We start from the raw sequence: 18,686 nt of genomic DNA on the forward strand, positions 1-18,686 counted from the left end.
CGGGCCTTCGCCAGGCCCGGGCCACCGTCGTTCCACCGCCCGCCGGGCGGCGTTCTCAGCCTTGCTGACCAGACGGTTTGCGCAGCGTCGGCCGGGCCGCCGCCGCGCGTGTCCTGAGCCCGGCCCACCACTGCGAGACCGCCCACGCCACCCTCGCGGTGGAACGCGGGGCGATCAGCGCACGCGCCTGCGTGACCCGCCCGACCGAGCCTCGCAGGCCGCCGATCACCCGGTGGACGTCCTGTGCGAGGCCGGCCGTCGGCCGGGGCCGCGGGGCGTAGAGCACCTGCTCCACGGCGTCCGCCACCCGGTGCACCGAGGCCGCTGCCGTCGGATCGAGATGCCCGAGCCGTACGATCCGCGCCGCCGCCTTGCGTGGCGTCTGCGAGTCGTCCGGCGGGATCCCGAAGTCCCACGCCGTGTCGGTCAGCTCCTGCCAGGCCGCCAGGGTGTGCGCGGCGGCGTCCGCGTCACCGCGCCCGTGACCGCCCAGACGTACCGAACGAGTGCGCAGCCGCCACAGCATCGGCGTCAAGGGGACCGCGAGCACCGCCAGCCCGAAGAACACCCAGAACAGCAGCTTCAGATACCACCACGGGCCCTGTACGGCCCACCACGGGCCGCCACCGTCCTTGGCCGCCGCGGCCGCCGGGGAGGCGCTGTCGCACGCCTCCAGCTTGCGCAGCTGCGGCGAGCAGCCGTCGCTCGCCGAGGGCGAGGCCGACGGCGCCGTGGACGACCCCGCGGAGGGCTGTGTCACGCCCGGGTTCACGTTGCCGGTGGCGTCCGGGACGGTGTACGAGGGCACCGTGCCCCGGGTCGGGGTCGGCTCGAAGCGGGTCCAGCCCACCCCCTCGAAGTACAGTTCGGGCCAGGCGTGGGCGTCCTTGAGCCCCACCGACACCGAGCCGTCCGCCTGCGGGGTGCCGGGCGCGAAGCCCACCGCGACCCGGGCCGGAATGCCCAGGGAGCGGGCCATCGCCGCCATGGCGAAGGAGAAGTGGACGCAGAAGCCCTGCTTGTCCCGCAGGAAGTTGGCGATCGCGTTGGGCCCGTCGCCGACCTCCACCTGGGTGTCGTACTCGAAGCCCCCGTTCACCGCGAAGTAGTCCTGGAGGTCGACCGCCTGCTCGTAGGGGTTCTTGGCGCCCGAGGTGACCTCGCGGGCGGTCCTGGCCACCACCGCCGGCAGCGAGTCGGGAAGCTCGGTGTACTCGTGCTCGAGGGCCGGGGGAGCGGCCGGTGCCGCGGCGAGCTGCTCGGCCGTCGGCTCCACGTCCAGGCTCTTCACGTCGTATGTCAGCCCGCGCGTGTCCTGCCCGTGGTCGCCGACGAGCGCCATGCCCTCGGGCTCGTAGCGCCAGTTGCCGCGGACCTTGACGCCACTGGGCGGGTAGGGCATGGGCAGATAGCTCTGCTGGTACCAGTTCGCCGCCGAGATGGTCGTCTCGATCTCCGCGCGCCTGACGTCGGAGCCGAGGCCGATCGGGGTGGGGAAGTCCTTCGGTACGGCGCCGATGGACCGCTTGGAAGGTTTCCAGGTCCTGCCGTCGAAGTCGTCCAGGGAGACGATCCGCAGGTACAGGTCGGAGGTGTCGTTGCTCTGGGTCCGCACGGACAGGACCTGGCGGTCCTCGTCCACGTTCAGGCTGTCGCGCAGCGAGAGCAGCGGGTTCACCGCGGAGATCGTGCCACCGCTGCCGTTTCCGGCGCCCACGCCCGCCCCGGTGGCGTCCAGGAGGCCGCCGTTCATCGAGGGCAGGGTGGCCGACACCACGAGGGCGATGCCGAGGCTCGCCACACCGATCCGCCGTCCGGTGCGCACCGGCGCCACCGGCCCGGAGTCGAGACCGGGGGAGCGGGCCGCCCCGCCGAAGACACGGCCCCACTGCGAGAGCCGCTCGCGGCCCTCGGCCAGGAGCAGCAGCAGGTAGCCGATAGCCGCGACCAGGAACCAGAACCAGTCGCCGTGGCCCTCGGACAGCCCCGCGGCGACGGAGTACAGCGCGAGCAGCGGCAGACCCGCCGGGGCCGCGCTGCGGAAGGTCACCGCGAGGGTGTCCACCACCAGCCCGACGATCAGGACCCCGCCGATGACCATCAGCTTGATGCCGTCGGACGCCAGCGGCGCCGGGATCGCGTACCGCGCGATGTCGTCGCCGCCCTGCTGGAGCAGGTCCCCGAAGTGCAGGAAGGCGCCCGGGCCGGGTATCAGGCCCAGGACGGCGTGGTCACGGGCGAAGATCAGGGTCAGCATGACCAGCGTGACGAGCGCCTGGGCCGCCACCGTCAGCGGACGGGCCAGCGGGATCCGCCGGGTCGCCGCGCCCACGATCGTCTGCACCCCGAGCAGGAAGGCGGCCTGCACGATCCAGGTGACCGGCTCGACCAGCGGCAGCAGGGCGCACGAGGCCATCAGCGTGGCCGCCCACGCGCACAGCGCCAGTCGTCCCCGCCCGCTCAGCACGACGCCTCCCCGGCGCCGGCCGCACCGACACCCGTGCGCTCGCGGTCCGCGAGCCGCCACAGCTCCTCCAGCGAGGCGCCCCGCGGCACGCCCAGCGCCGTCCAGCCCGCCTCGCGCAGCATCCGCAACCGCTCCTCGCGGTCCTGCAACGGCCCGGGCACGTCGGTCGGTTCCCGCACCCAGCTCTCGCTGTCGAGCACGAAGGCGAGCGCGCCACCGCTGCGCTGCCGCATCTTGGCGACCACCGTGGCCTGCTCCTCGTCCAGGTCGCCGAAGAATGCCACCAGGAGTCCTTCGTTCCCCCTGCGCAGCACGTCGTACGCGCGCGACAGGCCGGTGCCGTCGGAGTGGTCGATCACCGCGAGCGTGTCCATCATGAGTCCGGCCGCGTCCGCCGTCCCTTGGCTGGCGCCCGCGAAGCCGTCGGCGCCCTCACCGGGCACGGAGTTGCCGGTGTCCGTCAACAGCCTTACGGAAAAGCCCCGTTCGAGCATGTGGACCAGGACGGAGGCGGTACCCGAGACGGCCCACTCGAAGGCCGAGTCCGGGCCCGCGCCCGCGAAGGCGAGGCCCCGGGTGTCCAGGAGCACCGTGCAGCGGGCGCGCTGGGGCTGCTCCTCGCGGCGGACCATCAACTCGCCGTACCGGGCGGTGGAGCGCCAGTGCACCCGGCGCAGGTCGTCGCCGTAGCGGTAGCCGCGCGGGATCACGTCGTCCTCGCCGGCCAGGGCGAGGGAGCGCTGCCGTCCCTCGCCGTACCCCTTGGCCTCGCCGCTCAGCCGCACCGGCGGCAGCGCCTCCACGCGCGGGATCACGGTCAGGGTGTCGTACGTCGAGAAGGAGCGGGTCAGCTCGCACATGCCGAACGGGTCGGTCAGACGCAGCTGGAGCGGGCCCAGCGGGTAGCGGCCGCGCAGGTCGGAGCGGACGCGGTAGGAGACCTCGCGGCGGCCGCCCGGCTCGACGCGGTCCAGCACGAAGCGGGGGCGCGGGCCGAGGACGTAGGGCACCCGGTCCTGGAGCATCAGCAGGCCGGTGGGCAGACGGGAGACGTTGTCCATCCGCAGATGGACGCGGGCCTCGCTGCCGGCGGGCACGCGCGCGGGGGAGAGCCTGCGGCTGCCCGCGACCCGGTAACGGGTGCGGTAGAGCCCGGTGGCGCACACCAGGGGCAGCACGGCCAGGAGCAGGCCGACCCGCAGCAGGTCGCTCTGGCCGAGGACGTAGGCGCAGATCGCCGCCGCGATACCGGCGGCGAAGAAGGAGCGGCCCCGGGTGGTCAGACCGGCCAGTGCCGTACGGACCCCGCCCTTGTCGCCCCGGTCGGCCTCGGGGCCGCCGGCCGAGGGCACCCCGGTGGACATCACAGGCTCCGCGGCGGCTGCTGCGGATACGCGGGCGCGGTCCGGCCGATCCCGAGACCGCCCTGCTGGGGCGCGGCGGGCACCGGGGTGCGCTGGAGGATCTCCTGCACGACCTGTTCCGCGGAGCGCCGGTTCAGCTGGGCCTGGGCGGTGGGCAGCAGGCGGTGGGCGAGGACGGCTACGGCGAGCGCCTGGACGTCGTCCGGGAGCGCGAACTCGCGGCCGCTCAGGGCGGCAGAGGCCTTGGCGGCGCGCAACAGGTGCAGCGTCGCGCGCGGGGAGGCGCCGAGTCTGAGATCGGGGTGGGTGCGCGTGGCGGAGACCAGGTCGACGGCGTACCGCCGGACCGTTTCGGCGACGTGGACGCCGCGGACGACCTCGATGAGCTTCACGATGTCGTGCGCGTGCGCGACCGGCTGGAGGTCCTCCAGGGGGCTCACCCCGCCGTGGATGTCGAGCATCTGCAGCTCGGCCTCCACGCTGGGGTAACCGACCGAGACCCGGGCCATGAAGCGGTCGCGCTGGGCCTCGGGCAGCGGGTAGGTGCCCTCCATCTCGACCGGGTTCTGGGTGGCGACCACCATGAAGGGGCTGGGCAGCTCGTAGGTCTGCCCGTCGATGGTGACCTGGCGCTCCTCCATCGACTCAAGGAGCGCGGACTGGGTCTTCGGCGAGGCGCGGTTGATCTCGTCGCCGATCACGATCTGGGCGAAGATCGCGCCCGGTTTGAACTCGAAGTCCCTGCGCTGCTGGTCCCAGATGGACACGCCCGTGATGTCCGAGGGCAGCAGGTCGGGCGTGAACTGGATGCGGCGCACCGAGCAGTCGATGGACCGCGCCAGTGCCTTGGCCAGCATGGTCTTGCCGACGCCGGGGACATCCTCGATCAGAAGATGTCCCTCGGCGAGCAGCACGGTCAGCGAAAGCCGTACGACCTCGGGCTTCCCCTCGATCACGCCCTCCACCGAACTGCGAACCCGCTCGACGACGGCGGTCAGATCAGTGAGGCTCGATCGATCGTCATAGGTGGTCACCCGGCCCTCCTCGGCCCGAAACTTTCCGGGCCGACGCTCTGTGATGCGTAACCGGCCCACCCCGAATCACGGACACCACGCGGGAAAAGTTCCGCGCGACGCCACACCCGCATTCTTGCTGCCGTTACCGTTTCGTGTCACTCGACTGTGGACAACTGGCCGCACTATGTCGGGTCTGCGGTGTTCTGGGCACCCTGAGGGCTGAAATCAACAGCGAAACGACAGCTGCGGCGGACCGTCACACGGGGTCGATCTCGCGCAGCAGGCCCGTCTTCACGTCGAACACGAACCCGCGGACGTCGTCGGTGTGCAGCAGGAACGGCGAGGTGCGCACCCGCTGCATGGACTGCCGGACGTCCTGGTCGACGTCGCGGAAGGCCTCCACCGCCCAGGCGGGACGCTGGCCGACCTCCATCTCCAGTTCGGTGCGGAAGTCCTCGGTGATCGCCTCCAGACCGCAGCCCGTGTGGTGGATGAGGACGATGCTGCGGGTGCCGAGCTTGCGCTGGCTGATGGTGAGCGAGCGGATGACGTCGTCGGTGACCACACCGCCCGCGTTGCGGATGGTGTGGCAGTCGCCGAGCTCCAGGCCGAGCGCGGCGTGCAGGTCGAGGCGGGCGTCCATGCAGGCCACGACGGCGACGTGCAGGACCGGTCGGGCGTCCATCCCGGGGTCGGTGAACGCGGCGGCGTATCGCTCGTTGGCGTTGACCAGGCGGTCGGTCACACGGCCGCCGGGGGATATGGCGCCTTCGGTGGGAACGGATGCGGAAGTCGTCATAACCATGACGGTACTGGTCACCGCCGTCGCGGTCCTGCTGTGAGTAGGGAAAAAGAGCGTCATCACGTCCTGGGTGTGAGGTACCCCACAAGGCGTGGGGCGCACGCGAACGGGTGTTTTCCGTCCATTTTGAGCGTCGGCTGCGCCCCGGTGCGCGACGCGCAGGCCGGTTGATTGACCGCGAGACACCGTGGACTAAAGTGACGCGAAGCGGGAGGCGAGGCCTTCCTGCTGACATTCCCCGGAGGCCCCGGCTCGCGCACGGACGGTCTCCCCACGTGCGCGGCGCGTACGTACGGCTCGGCCTCCTCCCGCTCCCGGTCGGCTGACGCTTCCGGCGCCGGCAGGCCTCCCCTTCACGAGCGGGCGGGGACCCGGCGGTGCGTACGGCCCGTGCCGGATCTGAGAGGGCCCCTTGAGCCAGAGTCGACACGTCCCGGTGATGCTCCAGCGGTGCCTGGACCTGTTGGCTCCCGCGCTCGACCGGCCCGGGTCGGTGGTCGTCGACTGCACGCTCGGTCTCGGCGGTCACAGCGAGGCCCTGCTCCAGCGGTTCCCTGAGGCGCGGCTGGTCGCCCTCGACCGTGACAAGGAGGCCCTGCGGCTGTCCGGTGAGCGGCTCGCGCCCTACGGCGAGCGAGCCACCCTCGTCCACGCGGTCTACGACGAACTCCCGGCCGTCCTCGACCGGCTCGGCATCGCGCGCGTGCAGGGCGTCCTCTTCGACCTCGGTGTCTCCTCCATGCAACTCGACGAGGCCGACCGGGGCTTCGCCTACGCCCAGGACGCCCCGCTCGACATGCGCATGGACCAGACGACCGGCGTGAGCGCCGCCGAGGTCCTCAACACCTACCCGGCGGGCGAACTCGTCCGGATCCTCAGGGCGTACGGCGAGGAGAAGCAGGCCAAGCGGATCGTGTCCGCGATCGTGCGCGAGCGCGAGAAGGAGCCGTTCACGAACAGCGCGCGGCTCGTCGAGCTGATCCGGGACTCCCTGCCGCAGGCCGCCAAGCGCACCGGCGGCAACCCTGCCAAGCGCACCTTCCAGGCCCTGCGCATCGAGGTCAACGGCGAACTTGCCGTCCTGGAGCGGGCGATCCCCGCCGCGGTGCAGGCGCTCGCGGTGGGCGGCCGGATCGTCGTGCTGTCGTACCACTCGCTGGAGGACCGGCTGGTCAAGCAGGTCTTCGCGGCCGGTGCCGCCACCACCGCCCCGCCCGGGCTGCCCGTCGTCCCCGAGCGCTACCAGCCCCGGCTCAAGCTGCTCACGCGCGGTGCCGAACTTCCCACGGAGGAAGAGATCGCCGAGAACCGGCGGGCCGCACCGGCGCGTTGCAGGGGCGCCGAGCGAATCAGGGAGTCCATCGAGTGAAGTGCGTGAGCCGTGCAAGTGGGTTGGGAAACCGGACTCACTGGAGGGCGTGTGAGTAGGAAACCCGAACTGAGGGGGAGGGCGGCTCGTCTCGCGCGTCTCCTCCCCGGCACGGCCAGCCCCGGACAGGCGGCCCGCACCCCCTTCGTGCTCCTCGTGGTCCTCCTCCTCGGCGGCGGCCTCATCGGGCTCCTCGTGCTGAACTCCGCACTGAGCGAAGGGTCCTTCAAGCTCACCGACCTCCAGAAGGACACCAAGAGCCTCACCGACGAGCAACAGGGCCTGCAGCGGGACATCGACGCCTACTCCGCGCCCGACGCTCTCGTGCGCCGCGCCCGGGAACTCGGCATGGTGCCCGGCGGTGACCCGGCCTTCCTCGACCCCGACGGCACCGTCAAGGGCGTCCCGTCCCCCGCCTCCGACGCCGAACCGCTCTCCTACCGCATGCCGCTCGTCCTCGCACCCGAGGTGATCGACGGCGCGGCCGCCCAGAAGCCGACGGCCGCCCCCACCTCCACGGAGACCGTCGTACCGGCTCCGGAAGACGTCGTACCGGCTCCCGAGAGCGTCGGACAAGGCCCCCAGGCAGTCCCCTCGGACATCCCGCTCCCCACGACCCCGACCCCCGGCAGGTGACGGAAGTGTCTGACGACTTCGGCAGGCAACCGCCGCGCCGCCGCGTGCCCGGACCCGCGCGCCCCGTCGGCCGGCCGCGCCCTGGTCCCGGCGCCCGCCCGGCCCGCCGCCCGTCGGCGCCCCGCACCGCGGCCCCCAAGACCATCCGCCTGGGCAGTCCCCGCCCCCGGCTGCGCCTCGTCGGTCTCGCGCTGACACTGGTGCTGGCCGCCTTCGTCGTACGGCTGCTCCAGGTGCAGGCCGTCGACGCGAGCACATACGCCGCCAAGGCCGAGCAGAACCGGTATGTCGGCTACACGCTGGCGGCCGAGCGCGGCGGGATCACCGACCGCGACGGTGTGGCCCTCGCGACCAGCGAGGACGCGTACGACATCACGGCCGACCCCACGCTGTTCACCCGCGCGGAGTTGAAGATCGACGACGGCCCGGAGCAGGCCGCCGCCCTGCTCGCCCCGATCCTGGGGCAGGAGCAGGAGACGATCGTCAAGAAGCTGCGGCCCAAGGACAAGAAGCTCCGCTACGCCCTGCTCGCCAACCGCCAGACCCCGCAGGTCTGGAAACAGATCAAGGACCTGAAGTCCGCGCTCGCCACCAAGAGCGCGACCGACCCGGGCACGGCCAACGTCCTGGCGGGCGTCCTGTCGGTGCCGACGACCAAGCGCGTGTACCCGAACGGCGACCTCGCCGCCGGGATACTGGGCTGGGTCAACGCCGACGGCAAGGGCGGCGGTGGTGTCGAGCAGCAGCTGAACGCCCTGCTGGCCGGCAAGGACGGCAAGATCCGCTACGCCCAGTCCGGAGGCCGCCAGGTCCCCACCGTGGGCTCCACCGAGACCCCCGCGGTGCCCGGCAGCGACGTCGAGCTCACCATCGACCGGGACATCCAGTGGGCCGCCCAGCAGGCCATCACCGACCAGGTGAAGGAGTCCAAGGCGGACCGCGGGTACGTGATAGTGCAGGACACGCGGACCGGCCAGGTCCTCGCCATGGCCAACTCGCCCGGCTTCGACCCCAACGACCTGTCCAAGGCGCGCTCGGTGAACATGGGCAACGCGGCCCTCCAGGACGCCTACGAGCCCGGTTCCACCGCCAAGATCATGTCGATGGCCGCCGTACTGGAACAGGGCGTCGCCACCCCGTTCACCCATGTGATCGTGCCCAACCGGCTGCACCGCGGAGACCGGCTCTTCAAGGACGACATCGACCACGAGACCTGGTACCTCACGCTCAACGGCGTGCTCGCCAAGTCCAGCAACATCGGCACGATCCTGGCGACCGGCCAGCTCGGCAAGACCCAGGCCCAGGCCAACCAGGTCCTCTACTCCTACCTGCGCAAGTTCGGCCTCGGCCGCTACAGCGGGCTCGACTTCCCCGGCGAGACCCCGGGCATCCTGGCCAAGCCCGCCGACTGGTCGACGTCGCAGCAGTACACGATTCCTTTCGGCCAGGGTGTCTCCCTCAACGCGATGCAGGCCGCGTCCGTCTACTCGACGATCGCCAATGGCGGTGTGCGCGTCCAGCCCACGCTCGTGCGCGGCACGAAGGGGCCCGACGGAGCTTTCACACCCGCCGCGAAGCCAAAGGAGACAAGGGTCGTCAGCGCCAAGACGGCCAGGACGCTGGCCCGGATGCTGGAGTCGGTCGTGGACGACCAGGAGGGCACCGGCACCAAGGCGCGCATCCCCGGCTACCGGGTCGCGGGCAAGACGGGCACGGCAAACCGCGTGGATCCGGCCACCGGCAAGTACAAGGGCTACACCTCGTCGTTCGCCGGCTTCGCACCCGCGGACAAACCGCGCATCACCGTCTACTGCGCCATCCAGAACGCCACCCAGGGCAGCTACTTCGGCGGCCAGATCTGCGGGCCCGTCTACAAGAAGGTCATGGAGTTCGCCCTGAAGACCCTCCAGGTCCCGCCCACGGGGGCGAAGGCGGCGAAGCTGCCCGTGTCCTACACGCCCTGACCGGCACGGGGGCAGCACGCCAAGCACTGCAGCAGCGCCCCGTCAGCACCTCATCAGCACCTCGGAAAGGCCACCAGGAACCACCTCGTGACGACGATCACCTCCGATTCCGGGAACCAGGGCACGCCCCGCCCCTCACTTCGCCCCGAGGCGGGTGCGCCCGGTACGCTCACCGCCGTGCCACACGCTGATCAGTCCCAAACCACCCAGAAGGGCGCACCCGTGACATATCCGGGACCGCCCCGGCCGGTCCGGGTCTCCGCAACACCCCTCGCGGAGCTCGCTGATCAGCTGGGTGCCGAGCCGCCGCAGAAGGACGCGCAGGTCACGGGCATCACCCATGACTCGCGTGCCGTCCGCCCCGGCGACCTGTACGCCGCCCTCCCGGGCGCCCGTCTGCACGGCGCCGACTTCGTCACCCAGGCCCTCGGCCTCGGCGCGGTCGCGGTGCTGACCGACCCGACGGGCGCCGAGCGCGCCGCCGCGACCGGGCTCCCGGTGCTGGTCGTCGAGGACCCACGCGCGCGCATGGGCGAACTCGCCACCACGATCTACGGCCACCCCGGCCGGGACCTGCTCCAGATCGGCATCACCGGCACCTCCGGCAAGACCACCACGGCGTACCTCGTCGAGGGCGGTCTGAAGGGGGTCAGGTCCACCGGTCTGATCGGCACCGTCGAGATGCGCATCGGCGACGAGCGCATCAAGTCCGAACGCACCACGCCCGAGGCCACCGACCTCCAGGCCCTGTTCGCTGTCATGCGCGAGCGCGGGGTCGAGGCGGTCGCCATGGAGGTCTCCAGTCACGCGCTGGTCCTCGGCCGGGTCGACGGCTGTGTCTTCGACATCGGCGTCTTCACCAACCTCAGCCCGGAACACATGGAGTTCCACTCCGACATGGAGGACTACTTCCGGGCCAAGGCGCAGCTCTTCACGCCGAAACGCAGCCGTCTCGGCGTCGTCAACCTCGACGACGAGTACGGCCGCAGGCTCGTGAAGGAAGCCACGGTCCCGGTCGTCACCTACTCCGCGGAGGGCCACCCCGACGCCGACTGGCGTGCCGAGGGTGTCGAAGTCGGCCCGATGGACTCGACGTTCACCGTGATCGGCCCCAAGGACGAGCGGATCACCGCCAGGTCACCGCTCGCGGGGCCCTTCAACGTGGCGAACACCCTCGCCGCGATCGTCGCCCTGGCCGCGGCCGGCCTCGACCCGCAGACCGCCGCCGACGGTGTCGCCGCCGTACCGGGCGTGCCGGGCCGCCTGGAGCGCGTGGACGCCGGGCAGCCCTACCTCGCGGTCGTGGACTACGCCCACAAGACCGACGCCGTCGAGTCGGTGCTCAAGGCGCTCCGCAAGGTCACCGAGGGCAAGCTCCACATCGTGCTCGGCTGCGGCGGCGACCGCGACAGGACCAAGCGCGGGCCCATGGGCGCCGCCGCGGCCCGCCTCGCCGACACCGCCGTACTGACCTCCGACAACCCCCGCTCCGAGGATCCCCTCGCGATTCTTGCAACCATGCTCCAGGGGGCGGCGTCCGTACCGGCACACGAGCGCGGCGAGGTCCAGGTCTTCGAGGACCGGGCCGCCGCGATCGCCGCAGCAGTCGCCCGCGCGCGGCCGGGCGACACCGTACTGGTCGCCGGGAAGGGCCACGAGCAGGGCCAGGACATCGCCGGGGTGGTCCGTCCCTTCGACGACCGCCAGGTGCTTCGAGAAGCCATCCAGAAGACCCAGGGATGAACTTGTGATCGCCCTCTCTCTCGCCGAGATCGCCTCAGTCGTCGGCGGGCAGACGCATGACATACCGGATCCGTCGGCGCACGTGCACGGGCCCGTCGTCATCGACTCCCGGCAGGTGAAGGACGGCAGTCTGTTCGCCGCCTTCGTGGGGGAGCGCGTCGACGGCCACGACTACGCCGAACAGGCCGTCCGGGCGGGCGCGGTGGCCGTGCTGGCCCAGCGCCCCGTCGGCGTGCCCGCGATCGTCGTCGAGGACGTCCAGACGGCCCTCGGCGCCCTCGCACGTCATGTCGTACGACGGCTCGGCGCGACCCTCGTCGCCCTCACCGGTTCCGCCGGCAAGACCAGCACCAAGGACCTGATCGCGCAGGTGCTCCGGCGCAAGGCGCCGACGGTGTTCACGCCGGGCTCGCTCAACAACGAGATCGGGCTGCCGCTCACCGCGCTCACCGCCACCGAGGAGACCCGCTTCCTCGTCCTGGAGATGGGCGCCCGCGGCATCGGACACATCAGCTACCTCACGGATCTGACACCCCCGAAGATCGGCCTGGTCCTCAACGTCGGCACCGCGCACATCGGCGAGTTCGGCGGCCGCGAGCAGATCGCGCAGGCCAAGGGCGAACTCGTGGAAGCCCTGCCGCCGGCCCCGGAAGGCGGCGTCGCGATTCTCAACGCCGACGATCCTCTCGTACGGGCCATGGCATCCCGTACGAAGGCGAAGGTGATCCTTTTCGGAGAGTCCGGCGAAGCGGACGTACGCGCCGAGAACGTGAGACTCACGGACACCGGACAGCCCGCCTTCAGGCTTCACACACCCTCCGGTGCAAGTGAAGTGACCATGCGCCTGTACGGTGAGCACCACGTGTCGAACGCGCTCGCCGCGGCCGCCGTCGCCCATGAGCTGGGCATGTCCGCAAGTGAGATCGCCACCGCGCTCTCCGAGGCGGGCTCCCTCTCCCGCTGGCGTATGGAGGTCACCGAGCGCCCGGACGGCGTGACCATCGTCAACGACGCCTACAACGCGAACCCCGAGTCCATGCGAGCCGCCTTGCGCGCACTCGCGGCGATGGGCAAGGGGCGGCGGACCTGGGCGGTGCTCGGCAAGATGGCCGAGCTCGGGGACGAGGCGCTCGCCGAGCACGACGCGGTCGGACGGCTCGCCGTCCGGCTCAATGTCGGCAAGCTCGTCGCGGTCGGGGGCAGGGAAGCGTCCTGGCTGCAACTGGGCGCATATAACGAGGGTTCGTGGGGTGAGGAGTCGGTGCACGTGTCCGACGCACAGGCGGCGGTCGACCTGCTGCGCAGTGAATTGCGCCCGGGAGACGTCGTCCTCGTGAAGGCGTCCCGTTCGGTCGGCCTGGAGAGCGTCGCCCAAGCGCTGCTCGACGCCGAGGGTGAGGTTGCCGCCCGATGATGAAGCAGATCCTGTTCTCAGGAGTCATCGGCCTCTTTCTGACCCTGGTCGGCACCCCGCTGCTGATCAAGCTGCTCGCGCGCAAGGGTTACGGCCAGTACATCCGGGACGACGGCCCGCGCGAGCACGCCAGCAAGCGCGGTACGCCCACGATGGGCGGTATCGCCTTCATCCTGTCGACGGTCGTCGCCTACTTCCTGTCCAAGGTGCTCACGACCTGGACCACCGACGTGACGGCCACGCCCACCTACTCGGGTCTGCTGGTGCTCGGCCTGATGTGCGGCATGGGCCTGGTGGGCTTCCTCGACGACTACATCAAGATCGTCAAGCGGCGTTCGCTGGGCCTGCGGGCCAAGGCGAAGATGGCGGGCCAGCTGATCGTCGGCATCAGCTTCGCGGTGCTCGCACTGATGTTCCCGGACGTCCACGGCAACACCCCGGCCTCGACGCGGCTGTCGTTCATCACCGACTTCGGCTGGAAGATCGGCCCGATCCTGTTCGTGGTCTGGGCGCTGTTCATGATCCTCGCGATGTCCAACGGCGTGAACCTGACGGACGGGCTGGACGGCCTGGCCACCGGCGCCTCGGTGCTGGTCTTCGGCGCGTACACGTTCATCGGCGTCTGGCAGTTCCAGGAGTCCTGCGCCAACGCGCAGACCCTGACCAACCCCAACGCCTGCTACGAGGTGCGCGATCCGCTCGACCTCGCGGTGATCGCCTCCGCGCTGATGGGTTCCTGCCTCGGCTTCCTGTGGTGGAACACCTCGCCGGCCAAGATCTTCATGGGCGACACCGGTTCGCTCGCCCTCGGCGGTGTCCTCACGGGCCTCGCGATCCTCTCCCGCACCGAGCTCCTGGTCGCCATCATGGGCGGTCTGTTCGTCCTCATCACCATGTCGGTCGTGATCCAGGTCGGCTCCTTCCGGATGACCGGCAAGCGGGTCTTCCGGATGGCGCCGCTCCAGCACCACTTCGAACTCAAGGGCTGGTCCGAAGTCCTCGTGGTGGTCCGTTTCTGGATCATCCAGGGCATCTGCGTGATCGTCGGCCTGGGTCTCTTCTACGCGGGATGGGCAGCAGAAAAGTGACCTCCTCGGAGCACCTCGACTGGCAGGGCAAGCACGTCACCGTCGCCGGACTCGGTGTCTCCGGCATCCCGGCGGCCAAGGCGCTGCACGCGCGCGGTGCGCACGTCACGGTCGTCAACGACGGCGACGACGCACGCGCGCGTGAGCAGGCCGCGGAGTTGGAGGCGCTGGGCGTCACCGTGCGCCTCGGTGACGGCGCGACCCTGCCCGAGGGCACCGAACTCGTCGTCACCGCGCCCGGCTGGAAGCCCGACAAACCGCTCTTCACGGCGGCCCGCGCGGCCGGCCTGGAGATCTGGGGCGACGTGGAGCTCGCCTGGCGGCTGCGCGGCCCAGACGCGGCTCCCTGGCTCGCGATCACCGGCACCAACGGCAAGACGACCACCACCCAGATGCTGGCGTCGATCCTGAAGGCCGCGGGGCTGCGCACCGCCGCCGTCGGCAACATCGGCGTCTCCCTCCTGGACGTGGTGCTCGGTGACGAGCAGTACGACGTCCTGGCCGTGGAGTTGTCGAGCTATCAGCTGCACTGGGCGCCCTCGCTGCGCGCCCACTCCGCCGCCGTGCTCAACCTCGCCCCCGACCATCTCGACTGGCACGGCTCCATGGAGGCGTACGCCGCCGACAAGGGCCGTGTCTACGAGGGCAATCGGGTCGCCTGCGTCTACAACGTCGCCGACAAGGCCACCGAGGACCTGGTGCGCGAGGCGGACGTCGAGGAGGGCTGCCGGGCTGTCGGCTTCACCCTCGGCACCCCCGGACCGTCCCAACTCGGCGTCGTGGAGGGCATCCTGGTGGACCGTGCCTTCGTCGAGGACCGGCACAAGAACGCCCAGGAGCTCGCCGAGGTCTCCGACGTCAACCCGCCCGCCCCGCACAACATCGCCAACGCCCTCGCGGCGGCGGCCCTCGCACGCGCCTTCGGGGTGCCCGCCAGGGCCGTACGGGACGGGCTGCGGGACTTCACCCCGGACGCCCACCGCATCTCCCACGTGGCCGATGTGGACTCGGTCGCGTACGTCGACGACTCCAAGGCCACCAACACCCACGCGGCACAAGCCTCGTTGGCGGCCTACGAGTCGATCGTGTGGATCGCGGGCGGGCTCGCCAAGGGCGCGACCTTCGACGAGCTGGTCGCCAAGTCGGCAAAGCGACTTCGCGGGGCCGTGCTCATCGGCCGGGACCGCGCCCTGATCCGTGAAGCCCTCGCGCGACACGCCCCGGAAGTACCCGTGGTGGACCTCGACCGGACCGACACTGGGGCGATGCTCGCGGCTGTCCAGGAGGCCTCCCGCCTCGCCGTCGCAGGTGACACGGTGCTGCTGGCTCCGGCCTGCGCCTCGATGGACATGTTCGCCAACTACAACCAGCGCGGTGACGCGTTCGCGGAGGCGGTTCGCGAACTCGGCTCCTGACCGACGTAGCGGAGGCGTTGATGCCCACCAGCCGTACCGGCAGGCCGCCCGTGCAGCGGGCGTCCCGGCGCCCCGCCGTCCCCCGGCCCTCGCCCGAGAACGCCGTACAGCGGCTCTACACGCGCGCGCGTAAGGCCTGGGACCGGCCGCTGACGGCCTACTACCTGATCCTCGGCGGCAGCCTGCTGATCACCGTGCTCGGTCTGGTGATGGTCTACTCGGCCTCCCAGATCACGGCCCTGCAGATGTCGTTGCCGGGATCCTTCTTCTTCCGCAAGCAGTTCCTGGCCGCCTCCATCGGCACCGTACTGCTGCTGGTCGCCTCCCGGATGCCGGTCAAGCTGCACCGGGCCCTCGCCTACCCGATCCTGGCCGGCGCGGTCTTCCTGATGGCCCTGGTGCAGGTGCCGGGGATAGGGATGTCGGTCAACGGCAACCAGAACTGGATCTCGCTCGGCGGCTCCTTCCAGATCCAGCCCAGTGAGTTCGGCAAGCTCGCCCTCGTGCTGTGGGCGGCCGACCTGCTGGCCCGCAAGCAGGACAAGAAGCTGCTGACCCAGTGGAAGCACATGCTGGTGCCGCTCGTCCCGGTCGCCTTCCTGCTGCTCGGGCTGATCATGCTCGGCGGCGACATGGGCACGGCGATCATCCTGACGGCGATCCTGTTCGGCCTGCTGTGGCTCGCCGGGGCGCCGACCCGGCTGTTCGTGGGAGTGCTGTCGATCGCCGGGCTGATCGGGATGATCCTCATCAAGACCAGCCCCAACCGCATGGCGCGGCTCGCCTGCATCGGCGCCACCGAGCCCAAGTCCGGCGGCGCCGACTGCTGGCAGGCCGTACACGGCATCTACGCCCTCGCCTCCGGCGGGATCTTCGGCTCCGGGCTCGGCGCGAGTGTGGAGAAATGGGGCCAACTCCCCGAAGCCCACACCGACTTCATCTTCGCCGTCACCGGTGAGGAACTGGGCCTCGCGGGGACGCTGTCGGTACTCGCTCTCTTCGCGGCTCTAGGCTATGCGGGTATCCGCGTGGCCGGACGCACGGAGGACCCCTTCGTGAGGTATGCCGCGGGAGGCGTGACCACCTGGATCACCGCTCAGGCAGTGATCAACATCGGTGCGGTGCTCGGTCTGCTGCCGATCGCCGGTGTCCCGCTCCCGCTGTTCTCCTACGGAGGGTCCGCCCTGCTGCCGACCATGTTCGCCATCGGGCTGCTGATCGCATTCGCGCGTGACGACCCCGCTGCGCGGGCGGCGCTTTCGATGCGGCAACCTCGCTTTGGTAGAAAGCGGGCGGGAGGCGCCGTGCCGGCACGGGGGCCTCGGAGATGGAACACGATGCGACGGCGCGCCCCATCGGCGCGTTCGTCCGGAGAGCGGTGAATTTCGGTGCATGTCGTACTCGCCGGTGGGGGGACCGCCGGCCACATCGAGCCCGCGCTCGCCCTCGCGGACGCCCTGCGCAGGCAGGACCCGAGCGTGGGGATCACAGCCCTGGGCACGGAACGGGGGCTGGAGACCAAGCTCGTCCCGCAGCGCGGCTACGAGCTCGCGCTCATCCCGGCCGTTCCGCTGCCCCGTAAGCCCACCCCCGAGCTGATCACCGTCCCGGGACGGCTGCGCGGCACGATCAAGGCCACGGAGCAGATTCTGGAGCGCACCAAGGCCGACGCCGTCGTCGGCTTCGGCGGCTATGTGGCGCTGCCCGGGTACCTCGCCGCCAAGCGGCTCGGTGTGCCGATCGTGATCCACGAGGCCAACGCCCGCCCCGGGCTCGCCAACAAGATCGGCTCCCGGTACGCCGCCCAGGTCGCCGTCGCCACGCCGGACAGCAAGCTGCGCAACTCCCGCTACATCGGCATCCCGCTGCGCCACACCATCGCCACCCTGGACCGGGCCGCCGCCCGTCCCGAGGCCCGGCACATGTTCGGCCTCGACCCCAACCTGCCGACCCTGCTGGTCTCCGGCGGCTCGCAGGGCGCCCGGCGCCTCAACGAGGTCGTCCAGCAGGTCGCGCCCCTGCTTCAGCAGGCCGGGATCCAGATCCTGCACGCGGTCGGTCCGAAGAACGAACTGCCGCATGTACAGCAGATGCCGGGAATGCCCCCGTACATCCCGGTAAGTTACCTGGATCGGATGGACCTCGCGTACGCCGCGGCCGACATGATGCTCTGCCGCGCGGGCGCGATGACCGTCGCCGAACTCTCCGCCGTCGGGCTCCCGGCCGCTTACGTCCCGCTGCCCATCGGCAACGGCGAACAGCGGCTCAACGCCCAGCCGGTGGTCAAGGCCGGCGGCGGACTGCTGGTCGACGACGCGGAACTGACGCCCGAGTGGGTACGGGGCAACGTCCTGCCCGTGCTCGCCGACCCGCACCGGTTGTACGAGATGTCCCGCGCCGCCGCCGAGTTCGGCCGCCGGGACGCCGACGACCTGCTTGTCGCCATGGTGTACGAGGCGATCGCCTCGCACCGACGTCAGTAGCCAGGAAAAGGGAGTGCGCGTGGCCGGATCGACGACCGCAGAGCGCGGTGAACGCCAGCAGGAGTCGTCCGGCCCGCCTCCCGCCCGGCGGTTGAGGGTGCGTCGGCTCCGTACGATCATCATCCTCGCCGTGGCGCTCGTGCTTCTCTCCGCGGGCGCCGTCTGGCTGTTGTACGGCTCCCAGTGGGTGCGCGTCGAACGCGTGTCGGTCTCGGGAACCCTGGTGCTGACTCCGGAACAGGTCCGCGAGGCCGCGGACGTTCCGATCGGCGCGCCGCTGATTTCCGTCGACACCGATGCGATCGAGGCACGACTGCGCCGGAAATTGCCCCGAATTGACTCAGTTGATGTCGCTCGGTCCTGGCCCAACGGAATCGGACTGAAAGTGACTGAGCGTACTCCGGTTCTGCTTGTCCAAAAGGGCGGAAACTTTGTCGAAGTAGACGATGACGGTGTCCGATTCGCCACGGTTCCCGTGGCCCCGAAAGGCGTCCCCGCACTGGAATTGGCGCTCGGCCGACCGGACACCCGCGCCGCGAGCCTGCGCCGCTTCGGCGAGGCCCGGCTCGTGCGCGAGGCGGTGCGGGTTGCCGGTGACATTCCGGTCGACGTCGCGCGCGCGACCCGTTCCGTCAAGGTGCGTTCGTACGACGACATCTCGCTGGAGTTGAGGGGCGGTCGCACCGTCGGCTGGGGGAGCAGCGAGAGCGGCGCCGCGAAGGCCCGTACGCTCATCGCTCTCATGAAAGCCACCCCCGATGCGCGGCGCTTCGACGTCAGCGTTCCCACCGCCCCTGCGTCATCGGGGAGTTGACGCACATCAGCGCAGGCCAGCACCCTGGTTGGGCACTGCTACGGCTGATCACATAGGGTGAAAAGAAAAACGGGAGGTTCGGCGTGTTCGTTGAACGTGCGCCACTTGTCG

The 18,686-nt window shown here is 70.7% G+C and carries 14 protein-coding genes; 10 read left to right on the plus strand and 4 right to left on the minus strand.

Features of this window, described 5'->3' with window-relative positions; genetic code table 11:
- Positions 1-55: 55 nt before the first annotated feature.
- The 4 genes from ABZT93_RS18965 to ABZT93_RS18980 form a co-directional block, all read right to left on the minus strand.
- Positions 56-2,464, minus strand: a complete 2,409-nt coding sequence (locus ABZT93_RS18965) for a DUF3488 and transglutaminase-like domain-containing protein (protein WP_356106048.1) — start codon at positions 2,462-2,464, stop codon at positions 56-58.
- Entirely contained in the window at positions 2,461-3,831 is a 1,371-nt protein-coding gene (locus tag ABZT93_RS18970) for a DUF58 domain-containing protein (protein ID WP_356105809.1), read from the minus strand. The genes ABZT93_RS18965 and ABZT93_RS18970 overlap by 4 nt, the downstream gene beginning before the upstream one ends.
- Entirely contained in the window at positions 3,831-4,865 is a 1,035-nt protein-coding gene (locus tag ABZT93_RS18975; RefSeq protein WP_356105811.1) for a MoxR family ATPase, read from the minus strand. The genes ABZT93_RS18970 and ABZT93_RS18975 overlap by 1 nt, the downstream gene beginning before the upstream one ends.
- A 238-nt stretch (positions 4,866-5,103) precedes the next feature.
- On the minus strand, positions 5,104-5,709 hold the full coding sequence (locus ABZT93_RS18980; RefSeq protein ID WP_356105813.1) for a carbonic anhydrase: 606 nt from the start codon (positions 5,707-5,709) through the stop codon (positions 5,104-5,106).
- Between the two features lie 352 nt (positions 5,710-6,061).
- On the opposite strand from ABZT93_RS18980, the gene rsmH reads away from it, so the two are divergent.
- The 10 genes from rsmH (at position 6,062) to ABZT93_RS19030 (ending at position 18,575) form a co-directional block, all read left to right on the plus strand.
- Positions 6,062-7,018, plus strand: a complete 957-nt coding sequence (gene rsmH / locus ABZT93_RS18985; protein WP_356105815.1) for a 16S rRNA (cytosine(1402)-N(4))-methyltransferase RsmH — start codon at positions 6,062-6,064, stop codon at positions 7,016-7,018.
- Positions 7,019-7,069: 51 nt separating this feature from the next.
- Positions 7,070-7,654: a hypothetical protein gene (locus ABZT93_RS18990; RefSeq protein ID WP_356105816.1), complete on the plus strand. Its 585-nt coding sequence runs from the start codon at positions 7,070-7,072 to the stop codon at positions 7,652-7,654.
- Positions 7,655-7,659: 5 nt separating this feature from the next.
- On the plus strand, positions 7,660-9,618 hold the full coding sequence (locus ABZT93_RS18995) for a penicillin-binding protein 2 (RefSeq protein ID WP_356105818.1): 1,959 nt from the start codon (positions 7,660-7,662) through the stop codon (positions 9,616-9,618).
- 222 nt (positions 9,619-9,840) lie between these two features.
- A complete protein-coding gene (locus ABZT93_RS19000; RefSeq protein WP_356105820.1) occupies positions 9,841-11,361 on the plus strand; it encodes a UDP-N-acetylmuramoyl-L-alanyl-D-glutamate--2,6-diaminopimelate ligase in 1,521 nt (506 codons plus the stop codon).
- A 4-nt stretch (positions 11,362-11,365) separates the two neighbouring features.
- On the plus strand, positions 11,366-12,775 hold the full coding sequence (gene murF, locus ABZT93_RS19005) for a UDP-N-acetylmuramoyl-tripeptide--D-alanyl-D-alanine ligase (RefSeq protein ID WP_356105822.1): 1,410 nt from the start codon (positions 11,366-11,368) through the stop codon (positions 12,773-12,775).
- Entirely contained in the window at positions 12,775-13,863 is a 1,089-nt protein-coding gene (gene mraY / locus ABZT93_RS19010) for a phospho-N-acetylmuramoyl-pentapeptide-transferase (RefSeq protein ID WP_356106049.1), read from the plus strand. Before murF ends, mraY begins: the two co-directional genes overlap by 1 nt.
- Positions 13,845-15,278: a UDP-N-acetylmuramoyl-L-alanine--D-glutamate ligase gene (murD, locus tag ABZT93_RS19015; RefSeq protein ID WP_356105824.1), complete on the plus strand. Its 1,434-nt coding sequence runs from the start codon at positions 13,845-13,847 to the stop codon at positions 15,276-15,278. The genes mraY and murD overlap by 19 nt, the downstream gene beginning before the upstream one ends.
- A gap of 20 nt (positions 15,279-15,298) precedes the next feature.
- Positions 15,299-16,660 (plus strand): putative lipid II flippase FtsW, encoded by a 1,362-nt coding sequence (ftsW, locus tag ABZT93_RS19020; RefSeq protein WP_356105826.1) that lies wholly within the window; start codon positions 15,299-15,301, stop codon positions 16,658-16,660.
- Between the two features lie 6 nt (positions 16,661-16,666).
- Complete coding sequence (gene murG, locus ABZT93_RS19025; RefSeq protein ID WP_356105828.1) at positions 16,667-17,761, plus strand: undecaprenyldiphospho-muramoylpentapeptide beta-N-acetylglucosaminyltransferase; 1,095 nt, start codon at positions 16,667-16,669, stop codon at positions 17,759-17,761.
- Positions 17,762-17,780: 19 nt separating this feature from the next.
- Positions 17,781-18,575: an FtsQ-type POTRA domain-containing protein gene (locus ABZT93_RS19030; protein WP_356105830.1), complete on the plus strand. Its 795-nt coding sequence runs from the start codon at positions 17,781-17,783 to the stop codon at positions 18,573-18,575.
- Positions 18,576-18,686: the final 111 nt, after the last annotated feature.

The organism is Streptomyces sp. NPDC005303, from assembly GCF_040607335.1.
Classification (GTDB): domain Bacteria; phylum Actinomycetota; class Actinomycetes; order Streptomycetales; family Streptomycetaceae; genus Streptomyces.

Bases quoted from the DNA above. Each gene is read 5' to 3' on its own strand.
- mraY (WP_356106049.1), top strand. From the start codon at position 12,775: ATGAAGCAGATCCTGTTCTCAGGAGTCATCGGCCTCTTTCTGACCCTG.
- murD (WP_356105824.1), top strand. From the start codon at position 13,845: ATGGGCAGCAGAAAAGTGACCTCCTCGGAGCACCTCGACTGGCAGGGC.
- ABZT93_RS18980 (WP_356105813.1), bottom strand. From the start codon at position 5,709: ATGACGCTCTTTTTCCCTACTCACAGCAGGACCGCGACGGCGGTGACC.
- ABZT93_RS18970 (WP_356105809.1), bottom strand. From the start codon at position 3,831: ATGTCCACCGGGGTGCCCTCGGCCGGCGGCCCCGAGGCCGACCGGGGC.
- ftsW (WP_356105826.1), top strand. From the start codon at position 15,299: ATGCCCACCAGCCGTACCGGCAGGCCGCCCGTGCAGCGGGCGTCCCGG.